The following is a 16,409-nucleotide window of genomic DNA, read 5'->3' as shown; positions in this document are numbered from 1 at the left end:
TATTACCTCGCCATCTCCGGAATTCGCATAAATAATTGCGTTGTGTATTGACCAAGGGACGTAAACATAAAACCGCCTAACAACGCAAGCACTCCAAGAATAACAAACAACTTAGGAACAAACGTAAGCGTCTGTTCCTGAATTGACGTTGCCGCCTGAAGTATCGCGACAACCAAACCAATCGCCAACGCGGACAGCAAAATAGGAGCCGCAAGAATTACTGTCTCTAATATTCCTTCGCGTAACACTGTTACCACGTCGCCGACACTCATTCCTTACTCCTTAAACAAATGAACGGACAAGTTGATCCGTTAACAATCCCCACCCATCTACGAGGATAAAAAGAACTAACTTAAATGGCATGGAGATCATAACGGGAGGAAGCATGATCATACCCATGGACATAAGCGCGCTTGCAACAACAAAATCTATTACAATGAACGGAATAAAAAGCAGTATTCCTATTTTAAAAGCGACAGTAAGCTCGTTAAGAATAAACGCCGGAATTAAAACATAAGTAGGAACGTCAGCTAACGTATTTGGACGGTCAAGACCGCGCATTGCCATAAAGAGCCTTATATTTTCCGGGCGGCTGCTCATTTGCCTGTACATAAAAACTCTTAAAGGAGCTTCCGCTTCCCTGTACGCATTTTCTACAGAAAGCGTACCCGCGGAAAGAGGCTTAACGGAATTAGTATAAATTGCGCTAAATGTAGGCCACATTATAAGCACTGTAAGAAAAAGCGATATGCCTAAAATTACCTGGTTGGGAGGAACCTGCTGTAATGAAAGTGCTCGTTTTATAAAATCCAAAACTATGGAAACGCGCAAGAAACTTGTCATAAGAATAATGATACTGGGAGCAAGAGAAAGAACTGTTAACAAAAGCAGTAACTGTAACGAAAACGCTACTTCCTGTCCGCCTTGAGGGTTTCGTATCGTTAAGTCTATAAAAGGAATCGCCGGAGGTCCCGGAGGAGCGATTAAATTTGTTGTCCCCTGTACCGCTCTGTCAGGAAATTGCTGTTGCGCGTTAGCTGAAGCGGGTAAAATAACAAACAAAACCACGAATAAAATAAGCGTCGCTAATTTATAATAAGTTTTTGTTACGCGCATCACATCTCCTTTAGCCTTTCGCGGCGTTTACGAATTTCATCGATGCCGGAAGGACGATTTTGAGCAGGAGTTCCAAGACGGCGAAGAATCGATAAAAAGTCAGGAAATCTATTTTGAGTCTCTACGCTTTTTTTTGAATCTTCAAGGAGCATTGCGTCTATAATTTCTTTATCTTCAATTTCGCTGATAAGATTCACACCGCCTTCGCTTGCGCCAAGAAGCCAAGCTTTGGAGCCTACAGATGCGATATGCACATAACGGTTAAAACCAAGATGAGAGCTTGCTAAAACTTTTAAAAAGGGGTCGTTTGCGGCGGTTTGTTTTGAAGAACGCTTAATAAAAAGAACAATTCCATAAATTGCCGCCGCTGCAAGAGCTAGAACGAGTATCATTCTGAATACAACCCAGATTGACGCGCCTGAATCTCGCCGAGTTTGCGCGGGCGCGTCTCCAAATGTCATATTTTGCTCTGCAATTCTGTAAGGATCTTCCGTAACAGAAGGCGCGACTTGCTCCGTCTCCTGCTCTGCTTCCTGAGAAAAAATAGGTACTTGGACGAATAGCCCCACTGCCAACAGCAAGGCAAATTTAGACGTTTTCAGTTCTTACCCTCCCAGATTAAACTGATTCTCGTTAATTGTACACTTTTTTTAAATAAGTGGCAAGCAAAAACAGGAAAATTTATCAAAAATATTAAAAAAACAGTGAAAATAGCGTGTTTTTCCCCCTTTTTACTATGGGCGGACAAGCCGGAATCCGATCATATAGCTCCTGGTATTCGGGGCATTTTTACCACGATACGCAGAACGCAAGTATTGACCGGCATCGCCCCAGTACCCGCCGCGTTCTACTCGGCTAGTACCGTTAGCCACGCCGGTCGGATTAGCGTTATCTTCTGTTATATCAGCTTTATACCAGTCCCAGCACCATTCATTTAAATTCCCATGCATATCATACAGTCCATAAGCGTTAGGTGCAAAATTTTCTACGGGCGTTGTCTGCCCTCTGTTGATTCCTGTTACATTACCATTATACGGAAAGTTGCCGTTATAATTAGACTGATCTGTAGTTATGTTGTCTCCTGTATTAAACGGCGTTATTGTTCCTGCCCGGCATGCGTACTCCCATTCCGCTTCTGTCGGTAAACGATACCCGCTTTTGTTCTTGTCCATTGCCGCCGCGTTCCATGTCTCATTACTGTTAGTGGGTATGTTTCCCCAGTTAGACGGATTTGTACTACCATTAATACTGTATACGGGGTTTAATCCTTCCTTTATGCTTAATTTGTTGCAGAATACTATTGCATCATACCAGTTTACATAATAAATGGGATAATTATCCCCTTTACCATAATCTATAATAGTTCTATCCTCTGCGTTTCCCATTACCGCTTGATATTGCTCCTGCGTTACCTGATACTTACTCATTTTAAATCCGCTCAATGTTACTTGATGTTGCGTTTCATCGTTATATCGATTCGGTTCGTTTACAGGACTGCCCATTGTAAATGTTCCGCCGGGTATCGAAACCATTGCTACGCCTATATAATCTTTAAATACAATCTTAAAATCTTGGGTATAGTCCTTTCCTTCCGCTATGCCGTTTGTTATTATAGCTCTTATTGTAACAGTTCCGACTGCCGCAGCATTTAAAATATTTCCGCTTATTGTTGCGTCGGTAGTTCCGGCGTTTTTGACAGACCAAATGATAGTTTGATTACTCGCAAAAGCGGGTCTTACTGTCGCGGTAAGAGTAAGAGGCGTGTCCCTACAGTGCCTGTTTCCGGCACGCCTTCAATATGGGCTACCTGTATAAAAAAAGAATTTGAGTCACAGCCTGCTATTGCTAAAAAAAACGCGGTTAAGATGTATAAACGCCTTATGGTTTTGGATATGGATTTAACTGTCATTTTTTCTCTGATACGGAATAAAACCATCATTGGTATTATTATACCACAAATGTTTTTGTTTGTAAAACATGGGATAACTTTTTCAGTAATAAGAAAACTTGACAACCTGACCGCCGTGAATGGTCAAGTAACCAGACTATGTCATGCACCCAAAGCGGACTTATGCCAATAATATCGACATTTTGCATAATAGCAACCGCAATATTCGCTTTTTCACTATCGCCTATAGATAAAAATTTTTTATATACCTCGTAAAGACTAATAACAGGAATATACAAATTGTCGGTATCTTTAATTGTATCAATGATAGATTGATCAATATCATTTTCTAAGAAATATTCAACCCACAAAGAAGAATCGACAATATTCATATCCTGTCTTCTTCATCTCTTTCAATGGTAGTATCCATTCCTTTTAGTTCCTTGAAAATACCATAAGCGTCTTTTATCGCTATTTCGCTGTGCGGTTGTGCCAGAATATGTCTGCCCTTTATAAACATGGCAAAATCAAGCACCTCAGCGGCGGCGGTTTCCGGCATGGTTTCAATTTCTTTTAATAATATGGCGGCAGTTGTCATGTTTTAAATATAGTAATGTTCGTCGCTTTTGTCAAGTATACTATTTTTACTACTTAACACCTTTTATGCAGTCTGGAGCAAGATGTATGCTCATTAAATAGTGGTTAGTAAATAGCGGATAGTATTTAGCATTTCGCTTTCACTATCCACTATTTACTATCCACTACCTACTTCCTCCCTTCCCTCTCCTCTAATTGGAACGCACCACCCGGATACCTGAGTATAAACCCTGACTGTACGAAACATCGACGTACCGACACGCCGAACGCAGGACATTACTAGCGTTGTAATAACTACCGCCACGTTTCACCTTGTAAGTGCCAGTAGCCACGCCGGTCGGATCCGTCTGTGTACCGCTTGAGTAGTCTTCATACCAGTCCCAACACCATTCCAACACATTCCCATGCATATCATACAATCCAAACGTATTTTCTGGTTTCAATCCAACCTGATGCGTCTTACTACTGCTGTTATTATTATACCACCCTGTATTTTCGCTAATAGTGTCTCCTGTGTTGTAAGCTGTTGTTGTCCCCGCCCGGCATGCGTATTCCCATTCCGCTTCTGTCGGTAATCTATACCCGTTTTTGCTCTTGTCCATAACCACCGCATTCCATGTCGCGTTATCACTGGCGGGTATGGTTCCTCCGTTATTTGTTATCCAAAAAGATGGATCGGTAATGCCGTTAATGCTGTATACGGGGTTTAATCCTTCCATAACGCTCAATTTGTTGCAGAATACCAAAGCGTCATACCAACTTACTTTTTCAACAGGCAATTTGCCAGGAGTATTACTTTCCCCTGCTACGGCTGACGTAAAATTACTCGGATTACTCCCCATCACTGCCTGATACTGTTCCTGCGTTACCTCATACTTGCCCATTTTAAATCCGCTTAATGTTACCGAATGTTGCGTTTCATCGGTATTGCGGCTCGGTTCGTTTGTAGGACTGCCCATAGTAAATGTTCCACCTGTTATAGTTACCATTTCCATAAATACATAAATTGTTACTTCTTTTGGCGAACCGCTAATAGTATAGCCCGATTTTGACACCGATACAGTCAAAGTTCCACCTGCATTAAATTCGCTGATTGGTAGTGTGTACACTGACCCCGAATTGCTGAGTGTTCCTTTGGTTACTGTTACTCCGGTAATTGTGATGTCGCTAGCGGCAAGACCAGTTATCGCCGCGCTAAAGGTCAGCGTCAACTGCGTTGTAGTTTGCGTAGATGAGCCATTCGCGGTTACGCTGTTTAAGGTAACTGCAATGAAGGTTGTTATTCCATCGCTGACGTTGGGCGTACCGGCGTTGTAATTGGTACTGGACTTTGAGCGAGCGTAGACATAGTATGTTGTGCCGGAAGTTAATCCGCTAAATGTCGTATTGTCCTGATAGGATAATTCTGTTCCGCTACTCGATGTGCTTATGGCGTATTCTATGCTTTGTCCTGTCGCATTATTTGTCAAAGTTGCCGCACTTACAGTAATACTGGTGGTTGTAGAACTGCTTACAGCGGGCTTGCTTACCGCAGAACCTGCGGCTTTGTTTACAGTAATAGAAACAGTCCGTATAACTGTGTTAGAGGCGCTGCTCCAACCTTCTACGTCCGTATAATCGGTAGCCATATCATTCGGGGTAAACTCTACGGAATACCCGCTGTTGGTTACTGTGGGAATAGTTGTGCCGTTTTGCCACGCGAAAGTACCGCGTCCTGCAGTGCCACCGCTTAGGGTTGATGTCGAAAGCGCTGCGCCGTAGGTTATTGCCGCAGCCGTGGGGAAGGTAATGTCGGAAGCGCTCCTTTTATTGACTGTCAAATTATTTGTGTTTTTTGAATATGTGCTTACATTCACAACGACAGGAGTTCCGCCATGCGTTAAAGCAAGCGTCGTTCCATTAGCGGGGATTGCGGTTATACCATAAGTGTTAAAATTACTGTACGCAACGTTTTCCGGCTGACCCGAGTCAAAGGTAAGTGTTACCTCAAGAGCGGAAAGATCAAGCGTATCTCCTTCTGTATATGTCAGTTTCGGCTGTGTTATAATCGTTAATCCAGTAATATCCTTTGCAAGAGTTTTTGCGAATGTGTACGAAACTTTAATGCTTGCTCCGGTGTTTTCAATTACAATTGCATCTTTATCGTTGACAGTCGCTGTAATTTCGCTCGGGAAAGAATAGCCTTCACTCGCCGTTAGCGTAACAGTTGCCGTATATGCGGTATCGCTCTCGAACGGGTTATCATTAGGCAGCCACGAAACCGCTCCGACAGTAAAATTACCGTCGCCGCTTTCGGCATTGCTCGGCGTACCATTTTTAACGGGAGGGGTTATTGTAAGGGCAACGCCGCCGCCTATGGCATTGTTGCCTATAATAATTTCAAAATCTTCAGTATATGCTTTTCCTTCTGCTACGCCGTTGACTATTGTCGCTCTTATTGTAACAGTCCCTCTTGCCGTGGCAGTTAAAATATTTCCGCTTATACTCGCTCCTGTAGTTCCGCCGTCTACGACGCTCCAAACAATGTCGGTGTTGCTGGCAAAGACGGGTCTTATTGCCGCGTTAAGGGCAAGAGGCGTTCCTACAGTACCGCTTTCCGGTACGCCTTCAATAAACTCTACCCGTACAAAAAAAGAATCATTATCGCAGCTCGCTATCGCTAAAAATAATGCGGCAAAGATAACTGCGGCGTTTTTGAGTGTAGTTTTTTTACGCATCTTTTCCTCCATGTCTAAAATTGCCAGCCTATGCCAAGCCACGGACGCAGACAGCCTGAATCGCTATTTTTATCTATTAAATGATTAAACCCAACGCCTGCTTCTAAATACATCAGTTTCCAAACAAACCAAAGGAATGACGCCTCAGCATTTATTTGGGGTATCAATACTCCCGTTGTGTACGAATAATCTTCGATGTTTATTTCGCCTACTTGAAAGGCAAAGGCGAATCCCGCCTTTAGAGCAACCGCCATCTTATTGTTAAGTTTTTTTTGCGCGACAATATTAAAGCCTGTTACTCCTGTTTGTACGCCGATTTTATCGCCCTCATAGGAGTTGTTAAGCGAGTACCATGATGTTGAAAGTTCAATGCCCGGGCTGAACCATTGCGGTTTCTTAAAAAGAACGCCAAAACGGACAGCCGCGCCTATGGGATAAAATTCACTTCCAAAAATTTCCTGCATTCTTCCATAGATGGGGATTAACGGCAACCATGCGGCATTTAAATACAAATTAACAAGTTTATTGGATTCGTCTCCACCTGATATTTTAATATCATTTGAATCGTTAATAACTATCTCGTTAACGCCCGGCACTATCTGTTCTTTTTCGTAAGGATGAATGACGTAACTTCCGTCATCTTTTTTTTCTACTTCAACCGGAACGATTGGGAGAGGTTTTATTTCGATGTTTACCCAGTTAGACGCTACGCCGGGTTGTTCAAGGTAATCATAGGGGATTATGCGGTAACGGTATTTTCCCAAAGGAAGGGAAACCTGAAAACTTGGCTTTTCGGTAAATTCCTTTATGTGCTCTTTGTACTTGCCGTTTTCGTTTTTTTCTATAACAACTTCATATTTTAGGGTATAGTTGTCTCCTACCCACTCAAGTTTCTGCACATAATGCTGTTCAATAACATAGTGTCCGCTTTCGCCGCCGCTTTGTTGCGGTTGCTGTGCAGGAGTTTTTGAATTTGATTGCGCCCACAGAGGTTGGTTAAATAAAAACAACGCCGTTAAAATAACAAAAAGTAAAATTCTGTTTGTCATGGCTTAACCTCTAGCCCGTTAATTATCTTTACGGGTCCCGCCGTGGGAATGTCTATAGCAAAACGGCTTTCCGCAGGATCGCCGCGACGTTCAATGATATTGTCCTTCCCCACATTTACAGCTTCCACTCTCCAAATAAAATTACCGCGTCCCAGCGTTTTTATTTCTACTGTCCATGAAGTGCGATTATCAGGTCCTAGTTGCGTAACCTGTTGCCGTCCTTTTGAGGTCTCCTGATAAATCGTTAACAGGTAGGCGTTAGCCCCCGGCACTGCCGACCATTTAAAATTGATGTTTACATTTTTTACTTCATTTATACCGATGCGGTATCCTTCGGCAGGTTGACGACCCTGCGGTGCGGGCAGACGTGAAGCGGATACAGGCTCAGACGCAGATGCGGATGCGGATTCAGACGCAGGAGCGGGCAAATACACTATTTCCGTTACATACACTATCTTTGTTTCCGGTACGGGCATTGGAAACGCCGCAAACGATGACGCGGGGTCTCCGGCAAAAACTAAAGACTGATCTTGCGGTTCTTTGCTTTTAACTATACGAAAAGCGGACGGATGCGGGGCTGTAACCCCGTCAGAGTTTTCGACGGTTTGAGAAAAGACGGGCGTTACACGCCAGTACCATATTCCTTCCTCAAGGCTTGAATCGGAAAAAGAGGCGGCGGTTGTCTGTTTTCTTATAACGGGGTTTCTAAATTCGGGAGTAACGTCCACTTCCAAAATGTAATGCAAAACATCGTCAACCTGCGACCACTGGAAATACAATTTTGGCGGATCAGTTTCATAAAAAAACTGCCTGTTTCTCGCGGGGCTTAACAACTCAATGCCTTTATCTTCCGTTATGGTAAAGCGCCCCGAATCCAAAACAGCGCCGTTGTAAGTCAGCCGCCAGTTCCAAAGACCGGCGTTCAGAGCCGTATTTGCCGAATCGTTAAGCCCGTTAAGGGTACGGACGGAACGTCTAAAAGATTGATCTTCCGATATTTCAAGTCGCAATGTTTCATTCGGCTGAAGATTGATCCTGTTCCATGAAAAAGAGATATTAAGCGCTCCGCTTGTACTTTTGCGGTAAAGTGCGTTAGGCTTGGGTTGAATGACAAATACCGAGGGAGAGTAGTTGATTGAGCCGCCTGAATCCATCGCAATAGCCGTCCCCGCGTCAAGTTCGCGGGTTTGATTTTCTTCCGCTATTACCGCCTGCCCTTCGCTGACTTGCAGAGCCATGCCGTTATCTGTGGCGGCGGCGTTAAGGGCGGTTCCCGGTTTGGCTTTTACCTGCCGTCCCATAATGTTTAAAGCGACTTCACTTCCTTTGGTATCGGTAACAAGCCCAATGCTGCCCGATGAAAGTTCAATTTGAAATTGTTTTGTTTCTTTGTCGTACTTCAGGCGTAAAAGCGTATTTTCGCTCATAGAAATGTTATTGCCGCCAACACGAAGATCGGCTTCGGAATTATCTCCCACTCGGATTACGTCATTGGAATATACGGACGATTCTTTAATCAATCTGTCCCATATTACTCTGTCCGACATACGGCGTTGAACTATATTTCTTTTTATATGAACATTCCCTATGGGAGTTTTATTTTTATCGCTGATGGTTTGAAACAGATCATTCCAAAACAAATTAACGCTATAGACCGCTCCCGAAAGACAAAACAGAATAACAAGAAAATCCACAAGCCGGAATTTGCCGTTTGACTTCTTTTTGACGCTCATTTTTATTTGCCGCCAATGTGGTATTTAAGTTCTTCGGCGTTGACATCAGCCTTTGAAACGTCCGGCGGTTTAATGCCTAACAGTTTTCGTACTTCCGCCAAAGTTTTTGGACCTGACTTAACGGAAACATGATTTACAACGGCAAAAAGCCGCACCGGTTTTTCTTTTCCCTTTACGGTTACAGACGGCATTTCTTCCACAATGATATGATCTTTTACCAAGTTCCATGTATCTTCGGTAATCAGAATGTCCGTACCAAGAGGTTTGTTAAGAGCTTCAACACGTGATGCAAGATTTACAGGATCGCCTATTACAGTGTATTCCATGCGAATGTCAGAGCCAATCTGCCCTGCGGTAACAATGCCTGAATTGATGCCGCAACCAATCTTAATAGGCGGGTTTCCAATGTTTTCTTTTTTTCGATCCAGATCCAATTTATACAAAACTACCCTCATCATCAACGCCGCCTTAACGCAGTTTAACGCGTCTTCCTGCGGGCTTCCCGCAGTGCTGGCTGTTCCCCAATGCGCCATTACAGCGTCGCCGATAAATTTATCAATAGTGCCGTTGGTTTTTGCAACACATTCAACCATTCCGGTTAAATATTCATTAAGCCAAAAAACGATGCGGTCGGAAGCTTCTTCGCCAAACGCCTTTACAAAGTTTTCCGATTTTTCGGTAAAGCCGCGTATATCCGAAAAAAAGATCGTGGCGTGCTTGGACAATCCGCCCGGTTTAATCTGACCCCGCATGGCTTGAACGGCAATGTCGCGGTTTGTAAACTTGCCGAAAATATTTAATGCGGCGCACATTTTCCCAAAGCTGGAAGTTAATAAGCCTATTTCATCGCGACTTACCGGATGCAGTTCCACGTCAAAAATACCGCCTTCGATGCTTCTCGCCGCGGCAGCAAGCGTTTTAAGCGGAACAGAAATACTTTTTGCAAAAAACCAGACGCACATTATAGAAAGAAACAAGATCGCGGCGGTAAGATATAGGTTACGCCGAGTGGTCGCATTTATGCCTTCAAAGACTTTATCGTATTCAATTGTGGTGATTACAACGCTTCCCGCCGTATTCAGCCGAGTATAGGCAAGATAGTGGCGTACTTTTTTACTTTTATTTTGCGTATTGTTTTTTCTTATTTTTTCCCACAGGAGGGAGAATAAAGAAGAAGCCTTATCTTTCTGCGTTGGCTGAACGTCAAGTGCAACTAACATCTGTTTGTTGCGGTCGGGGCTGTTAAATATCTGTCTGATAATTTCTTGTTCAGACAGATTAACTTGAGTTTTTACTCTTTCCAAGTCGGCATCAGCGATAATATCGCCGTCCGCGTTTATAAGGAAAGAAGCGTTAACGCCCATGCCAAAACTTTCATTAAGGTTTTCGGTTGAGAACAAAACGCAACAGCTTCCTACCTGTATGGGGAAAAACATCGCCGCAAGATACGTTGAACCTTGCATATCAAACAGTGGCGAGGCGTTTATAAGAACCGTCTGTCCCAACGCGGCGTTTTCCTGCGTTTTTACGCTGTTGACGCGTAAATCGTTCGCAAGCTTTGCATCAATCTTCCCCTCTCCCCCATGCGAAAGGAAAAACCGCTCGTTGACAAATACTCTGTTTGTCCATGCGGCGGGATAGTTTGAAGTATAAAAAAGAGCCGCAATCTGCGGATTCTGCGAAAAGAAATAATCGGCTTCTCCCTGTATTACGTCCGCACGTCTGGCAAAAGCCGCCGTACGGGAAAATGACAATGACAACAGACGCATTTTTTCCAGAGTCTGTTCAGTTTCGGCAGCCGCTCGGCGGTTCACCTCGAAGTTGTTTTCTTCCGCGGTTATTGTAAGGTCTTCCCGCACCAACCATGACACCAACGCGGTTATTGAACCAAGGGAGACCAATACGATTATTGAGATAATGGTTATCAGTTTTGCCCCGATGGAAAAACGTACCCTTGGACCGCTGCGTCTTTCTATAAATTTACCGCTGTCACTCATACAAAAAAATCCGCCTTTTTTTGAATAAAAATTCCTTTTCTTCTATAATATTGAAAAACATTATAATTATATTATAATTTTAAGGTTTTTGTAGGTTTTTGTCGAGGGGTTTTTCTCATAACACACAGCCGTATTTCCATACGCCGCATGACTTTTCCACAACAGCGATAAGGGTTTCCCCGCTAAATACTGCCGCAGAAAAATCCGTCGCATTATGAGTTGAGAGCGTATTCTGTGGAAAGAGCGGTTTCTCGCCCAGAATTTGCGCAAGGGGTTTGCCATGAAAAATATTTTCTGCTTCGGGCGGCGTAACTTCGTACCAAGGCAGACCAAGTGCGACGATTACTGTTTTGGTTATGGGGCGTGGAGAGTTAATTGCGTTGTCAGCCATTTCAAGGGAAAATCCCGCTACTTTAGTCCGTATCAGCGAAGACAGATACGCCCTGCTTCCCGCCGCCAATGCAATGTCCCTTGCAAGGGAACGTATGTAAGTGCCGCTTGAACAGTGGACAAAAATATCGGCAAAGGGCGGCTGCCATTCTTCAAGTTCCAAGTTGTAAATGGTTACTGGTCTTTCTTTCATTTCAGGAGCCTCGCCGCTTCTGGCAAGTTTACTGGCTCGCTGTCCGTTTATGTGAATAGCGGAAAAAACAGGCGGTTTTTGCATTATTTCGCCTTTAAACATTTTAAGTGCCTGCTCTACCCTTTCGCGCGAAGGCGGTTCAGCCTCAGCTATTACATCGCCCTTAGGGTCGAGGGTGTCGGTTTCTACGCCAAAGTGAATACGCCCTTTGTACTGTTTGTCGCAATGGGAAAAATAAGGAGTAAGCCTAAGCGCCCTGCCTGTAAGAACCAATAAAAGCCCTTGTGCGAATTTATCCAAAGTTCCGGTGTGCCCTACTTTCCCCGTTCCAAGGGCGCGTTTTATTTCACCTAACGCTTCAAAGGAAGTAACGCCGGAGTTTTTATTCAGCAGTATCAGTCCCGATTGGGGCGTTTTTGTGTTCTGGTTCAACAAGTTCCTCTATTTTTTTTATTATATCAAAACTTTCGCCTATGCTTTTATCAGCATGAAAACGAAGGCGGGGAATTTTTCTGATATGCATTGTAGCTCCAAGCTGGGACTGAATAAAGCCTGCCGCGCTTTGCAAACCTTCTACTTCTTTTTCGTTTATTTTACCGCGAATGTCGGAAACATAAACATCGGCAAAGGACAGGTCTTTTGATACGTCTACTTTGGTTATGGAAAGAAATGTATTAACGCGAGAATCTTTTATTTTGCCTTCTAGAATAAGAGAGCCTATTTTTTCCTGTATCGTCTGCCCAAGACGCTCCGTTCTGAAAGCCGGCATTAAGAACTCAATTTGCGGGCGATTTCTACGGTTTCGATAGCTTCAAACATATCGCCAACATGAATATCGTCAAAACCTTCCAAACCAATACCGCATTCATAGCCCGCTGCGACTTCACGGGCGTCGTCCTTGAATCGTTTTAATGACGCGATCTTTCCGTTATGAATAACAACTTGATCCCGAATAACATTAATAGTGCAGCTTCGCTTGACAACTCCTGTTTGCACATAACACCCGGCAATAGTTCCGATTTTTGGCACTTTGAAGGTATCACGGACTTCCACTGTTCCTATTACTTCTTCTTTTGTATCCGGTTTTAACATTCCTTCCATGGCAAGTCTTATTTCGTCTACCGCTCTGTAAATAATATTGTATTTTCTGATGTCTACTTTTTCCTGATCCGCCAGAATCTTCGCTTTGGGTAAGGGGCGAACGTTAAAACTGATAATTATCGCTTTTGACGCAATAGCAAGGTCTACGTCGCCTTCGTTAACGGGACCTGGGAGCGCCTGAATTACATGCAAGCGTATTTCTTTTGTGCTTAATTTTTCCAAACTTGATTTTAACGCTTCCGCAGAGCCTTGAACGTCCGCTTTAATAATTACTTTTAATTCTTGAATCGTTCCATCGCTTATCATGTCATGCAAGTTGTCCATTGTTACTTTTCTGAGTATTTTTGCGTCTTCAAAACGGCGTAACTCCTGCCGCTTGGCTGAAAATTCGCGTGCGATTTTTTCATCATCGACCACCTGAAACGGGTCTCCGGCGTTGGGAATTCCTTCAAAGCCAAGAACTTCAACGGGCATGGAAGGAGTCGCCTTATTTATTTTTTCTCCCTTATCGTTAAAAATCGCGCGTACTTTGCCGGGCCAAATACCGGCTACATAAGCGTCTCCAATCGCAAGAGTTCCTCTTTCTACCATTACTGTGGCAACAATGCCTCTTCCGTGATCGACTTTTGATTCAAGAACTTTACCTTCCGCGCTGCATTGGAAATTAGAGCGTAAATCCAAAAGCTCGGCTTCCAATAAAATTGATTCAATTAATTTATCAATACCTGTTTTTTGCAGAGCAGATAGTTCAACGAAAATTGTCTGTCCGCCCCAATCTTCAGGCATTAGACCAAGTTCTGAAAGCTGGCTTTTTACTCTGTCTGGGTTTGCTTCCGGTTTATCAATTTTATTTACAGCGACAATAATCGGCACTTTAGCGTCTTTAGCGTGATTGATAGCCTCGATTGTTTGAGGCATAACGCCATCGTCGGCGGCTACAACAAGCACTACAATGTCCGTTATTTGCGCTCCTCTCGCCCTCATTCGCGTAAACGCTTCATGACCGGGCGTGTCAAGGAATGTAAGAGCGCCGTGCGGAGTTTCAACCATGTACGCACCGATGTGCTGGGTAATGCCGCCAAATTCGCCCGACACTACGTCCGATTTACGGATAGCGTCCAATAATTTTGTTTTTCCGTGATCGACATGTCCCATAACGGTAACAACAGGAGGGCGTGGAAGAAGAGCCACATTGTCGTCGGAAGTTGTTTCTATTACTGTCTCATCGTAGAGACTGACTATTTTTACATCTGCCCCGAACTCCGCCGCAAGAATGGTCGCGGTATCCGCGTCAATTTGCTGGTTTATCGTAACCATCTGCCCCATGCTCATAAGTTTTGTTATTAAGTCTGACGCTTTTAAATTCATTTTACGCGCCAACTCTGATACCGAGATTACTTCCATAATATCAATTGACTTTGGCACAGGGTTCGCAATATGCGTTATTTTTTTCTTTGTCTGGAGAAGTTTTTCTTCCATCTCAAGTTCTTTTTCTTTACGGTTATAACTGGTTTTTTTAGTTATAAATTTGCGTTTTGCGGGTCCCTTTCCTTCGGGTATTGGTCCTGTTGGCGCTACTCCGCCGAAACCGCCTCGATTACCGCCCTGTCCGCCTCGGTTAAAACCACCACCGCCGCCGAATTGCTTGTTTCCGCCTGCGCCGCCTCTCGGCGAAAAACCGCCAGATCTTTGCGATTGTCCCGTACCGCCGCCGCCCTGACGCTGTCCAAAACCACCTCTGCCGCCTGAAGCGCCAGATTCGGTTCTATTTCCTCTCTGTCCCCCCTGTCGTCCTGCATGATGAGGGGGAGCTTTACCGCCGACTAATTTGCCGCCTACCCTGCCTGCTGCAGCGGCGGGACGCTGTTGCATTTGAAAAGAAGCGCCCTTTTCCGCCGGCTCATGCGCGGGTTTTTTTTCTTTGTCTTCTGTTTTTTTGGAGTGAGCGGATTTTCCTGAAGGCGCGCTGACAACTACTTTTGGAGAAGATTTTTTTGGAGCGGCGGTTGGTTTTTTCATTACAACCTTTACCTTACGATGTTCAGCCTGCTCCGATTTTTTCTCCGTCGCATTCTCTTCGCTTTGCGAATGTTTAATTAACTGAGCTTTTGGTTTTTTATTTTTGTCAGTTTCTTCAGCCATATATCCTATCTCACTCCTCCTCTTCGTATTCAAAACTAAGTCCGATACCGCAGCTTGGACAAGTTGTCATTTCTACAGTTATCTTGGCTCCGCATTCGGGACATTCATATTCTTCAGCTTCGCTTGTCTCTTCGCTTGTTTCCTCTTCCGCTTTTTCTTCCTCTTCTTCAAAAGCTGCTTCTTCTTCTACAATTTCAACATGTTCTTCGATAAGTTTACGCAGTCCGTCAAGTTCCTCGGAAGACAATCCTTTTGCGATCAGTTCTTCATGAACAATGCCTAGGAAATCTTCGATTAATTCAATGCCGTTATCAAGAAGGATTTGCGCGACGCGGCTGTCAACATTGGGAAGCTCTCCGATTTTGGAAATTTCATCTTCGTAAGACTCAGTGTCGCCGAACAATTCGGAAACCGCGCGACGGGACTCTGCGGCAATATCCATTTCCGCAAATTGCGATTCGGTTTTTACGTCAATGTTCCAGTCTACAAGCCTGTTCGCAAGGCGGACATTAAGCCCCTGTTTGCCTATTGCAAGAGACAACATTGAATCGCTAACTACAGCTAACGCCTGATGTTTGCCTTCGTCTAAAATTATCACATCACGCACTTCTGCGGGAGAGAGGGCGTTTTTAATAAATCTTCTTGGGTCGGGATCATATTTAAGAATATCTATCTTTTCCCCTTCCAATTCTTTTATTACCGCCTGAATGCGAACACCTTTAAGCCCGACGCACGCGCCGACAGGATCAACATCTTCGCGGTTTGAGAAAACCGCAAGTTTTGTGCGAAAGCCCGGCTCGCGGACAATTTTGTGTATTTCCACGGTCTTGTCGTAGATTTCCGGAACTTCAAGCTCAAAAATAGCGCGTACAAATTCCGTATGCGTTCTTGAAAGAACAATTTGAAGCCCCGATGAATCTTTTTTTACTTCAGCAATAAGCGATTTTATTCTGTCATTTACATGGTATATTTCCCTTGGGGACTGGTATTTCTTTGGAAGGATGCCTTCTATTTTACCGATGTTCACATAAATAGTGCCGTTGCGTTCCCGCTGGTAATAACCAAATATTATTTCTCCTTCTTTATCCTTGAATTCGGAATAAAGACTGTCCTTTTGAATATCCCTGATTGTCTGATGGGCTTTTTGTTTAGCGCTTTGAACCGTTATGCGATCAAATTGTTTTGGATCGATATCCACCAGTATTTCATCGCCTACTTCGGCTTCCGGGTTTAGTTCTTTAGCTTCAAGCAGATCAATTTCGGTTACAGGATCATAAACGCCGTCCTGTTCCACTACCTTTTTCTTTGCGAAAATAGAGACTTCCAGATTTTCTTCATTAAATTGTACAACAGCGTTGTCCGCATTGCCAAAACGGTGTTTATATGCGGCAATCAGCGTATCTTCTATAGTCCGCAGTATCAGCTCTTCAGGAATACCACGATCCTGATTTATCTGACGAATCGCCTGCGACATATCTGTTCCCAA

Annotated in this window: 14 protein-coding genes; all 14 read right to left on the bottom strand. The window is 43.9% G+C overall.

Annotated elements, in window-relative coordinates; genetic code table 11:
* Positions 1-2: 2 nt before the first annotated feature.
* Entirely contained in the window at positions 3-272 is a 270-nt protein-coding gene (fliQ, locus tag ACYVTD_RS00695; protein WP_461245854.1) for a flagellar biosynthesis protein FliQ, read from the bottom strand.
* 10 nt (positions 273-282) lie between these two features.
* Positions 283-1,116, bottom strand: coding sequence for a flagellar type III secretion system pore protein FliP (fliP, locus tag ACYVTD_RS00690; RefSeq protein WP_461245881.1), 834 nt, complete (start codon positions 1,114-1,116; stop codon positions 283-285).
* Positions 1,116-1,685, bottom strand: a complete 570-nt coding sequence (locus ACYVTD_RS00685; protein ID WP_461245853.1) for a flagellar biosynthetic protein FliO — start codon at positions 1,683-1,685, stop codon at positions 1,116-1,118. Before ACYVTD_RS00685 ends, fliP begins: the two co-directional genes overlap by 1 nt.
* Positions 1,686-1,850: 165 nt before the next feature.
* A complete protein-coding gene (locus tag ACYVTD_RS00680; RefSeq protein ID WP_461245852.1) occupies positions 1,851-2,648 on the bottom strand; it encodes a formylglycine-generating enzyme family protein in 798 nt (265 codons plus the stop codon).
* Positions 2,649-3,063: 415 nt separating this feature from the next.
* Positions 3,064-3,396 (bottom strand): PIN domain-containing protein, encoded by a 333-nt coding sequence (locus ACYVTD_RS00675; RefSeq protein WP_461245851.1) that lies wholly within the window; start codon positions 3,394-3,396, stop codon positions 3,064-3,066.
* Positions 3,393-3,602 (bottom strand): hypothetical protein, encoded by a 210-nt coding sequence (locus ACYVTD_RS00670; RefSeq protein ID WP_461245850.1) that lies wholly within the window; start codon positions 3,600-3,602, stop codon positions 3,393-3,395. Before ACYVTD_RS00670 ends, ACYVTD_RS00675 begins: the two co-directional genes overlap by 4 nt.
* Positions 3,603-3,792: 190 nt before the next feature.
* Positions 3,793-6,318, bottom strand: coding sequence for a formylglycine-generating enzyme family protein (locus tag ACYVTD_RS00665; RefSeq protein ID WP_461245849.1), 2,526 nt, complete (start codon positions 6,316-6,318; stop codon positions 3,793-3,795).
* 14 nt (positions 6,319-6,332) lie between these two features.
* Positions 6,333-7,367 carry a hypothetical protein gene (locus ACYVTD_RS00660; protein WP_461245848.1) on the bottom strand — a complete coding sequence of 345 codons (1,035 nt, stop codon included), beginning with the start codon at positions 7,365-7,367 and terminating at the stop codon, positions 6,333-6,335.
* Positions 7,364-9,100: a FecR domain-containing protein gene (locus tag ACYVTD_RS00655; RefSeq protein ID WP_461245847.1), complete on the bottom strand. Its 1,737-nt coding sequence runs from the start codon at positions 9,098-9,100 to the stop codon at positions 7,364-7,366. Before ACYVTD_RS00655 ends, ACYVTD_RS00660 begins: the two co-directional genes overlap by 4 nt.
* A 2-nt stretch (positions 9,101-9,102) precedes the next feature.
* Positions 9,103-11,097 carry an adenylate/guanylate cyclase domain-containing protein gene (locus ACYVTD_RS00650; protein WP_461245846.1) on the bottom strand — a complete coding sequence of 665 codons (1,995 nt, stop codon included), beginning with the start codon at positions 11,095-11,097 and terminating at the stop codon, positions 9,103-9,105.
* Between the two features lie 115 nt (positions 11,098-11,212).
* Complete coding sequence (truB, locus tag ACYVTD_RS00645; RefSeq protein ID WP_461245845.1) at positions 11,213-12,112, bottom strand: tRNA pseudouridine(55) synthase TruB; 900 nt, start codon at positions 12,110-12,112, stop codon at positions 11,213-11,215.
* Positions 12,063-12,449, bottom strand: a complete 387-nt coding sequence (gene rbfA / locus ACYVTD_RS00640; protein WP_461245844.1) for a 30S ribosome-binding factor RbfA — start codon at positions 12,447-12,449, stop codon at positions 12,063-12,065. Before rbfA ends, truB begins: the two co-directional genes overlap by 50 nt.
* Positions 12,449-14,923 carry a translation initiation factor IF-2 gene (gene infB, locus ACYVTD_RS00635; protein ID WP_461245843.1) on the bottom strand — a complete coding sequence of 825 codons (2,475 nt, stop codon included), beginning with the start codon at positions 14,921-14,923 and terminating at the stop codon, positions 12,449-12,451. The genes rbfA and infB overlap by 1 nt, the downstream gene beginning before the upstream one ends.
* 10 nt (positions 14,924-14,933) lie before the next feature.
* On the bottom strand, positions 14,934-16,409 hold the full coding sequence (nusA, locus tag ACYVTD_RS00630; RefSeq protein WP_461245842.1) for a transcription termination factor NusA: 1,476 nt from the start codon (positions 16,407-16,409) through the stop codon (positions 14,934-14,936).

It is taken from the genome of Treponema sp. R6D11 (assembly GCF_054786075.1).
Note: the sequence above shows the minus strand (reverse complement) of the source record. Positions and strands in the feature narration are given on the sequence as shown.

Coding starts and splice junctions, on each gene's coding strand:
- ACYVTD_RS00650 (WP_461245846.1), bottom strand. CDS start 11,097: ATGAGTGACAGCGGTAAATTTATAGAAAGACGCAGCGGTCCAAGGGTA.
- rbfA (WP_461245844.1), bottom strand. CDS start 12,449: ATGCCGGCTTTCAGAACGGAGCGTCTTGGGCAGACGATACAGGAAAAA.
- fliQ (WP_461245854.1), bottom strand. CDS start 272: ATGAGTGTCGGCGACGTGGTAACAGTGTTACGCGAAGGAATATTAGAG.
- ACYVTD_RS00675 (WP_461245851.1), bottom strand. CDS start 3,396: ATGAATATTGTCGATTCTTCTTTGTGGGTTGAATATTTCTTAGAAAAT.
- infB (WP_461245843.1), bottom strand. CDS start 14,923: ATGGCTGAAGAAACTGACAAAAATAAAAAACCAAAAGCTCAGTTAATT.
- fliP (WP_461245881.1), bottom strand. CDS start 1,116: ATGCGCGTAACAAAAACTTATTATAAATTAGCGACGCTTATTTTATTC.
- ACYVTD_RS00680 (WP_461245852.1), bottom strand. CDS start 2,648: ATGGTTTCGATACCCGGCGGAACATTTACAATGGGCAGTCCTGTAAAC.
- ACYVTD_RS00665 (WP_461245849.1), bottom strand. CDS start 6,318: ATGCGTAAAAAAACTACACTCAAAAACGCCGCAGTTATCTTTGCCGCA.
- ACYVTD_RS00655 (WP_461245847.1), bottom strand. CDS start 9,100: ATGAGCGTCAAAAAGAAGTCAAACGGCAAATTCCGGCTTGTGGATTTT.
- ACYVTD_RS00670 (WP_461245850.1), bottom strand. CDS start 3,602: ATGACAACTGCCGCCATATTATTAAAAGAAATTGAAACCATGCCGGAA.
- ACYVTD_RS00660 (WP_461245848.1), bottom strand. CDS start 7,367: ATGACAAACAGAATTTTACTTTTTGTTATTTTAACGGCGTTGTTTTTA.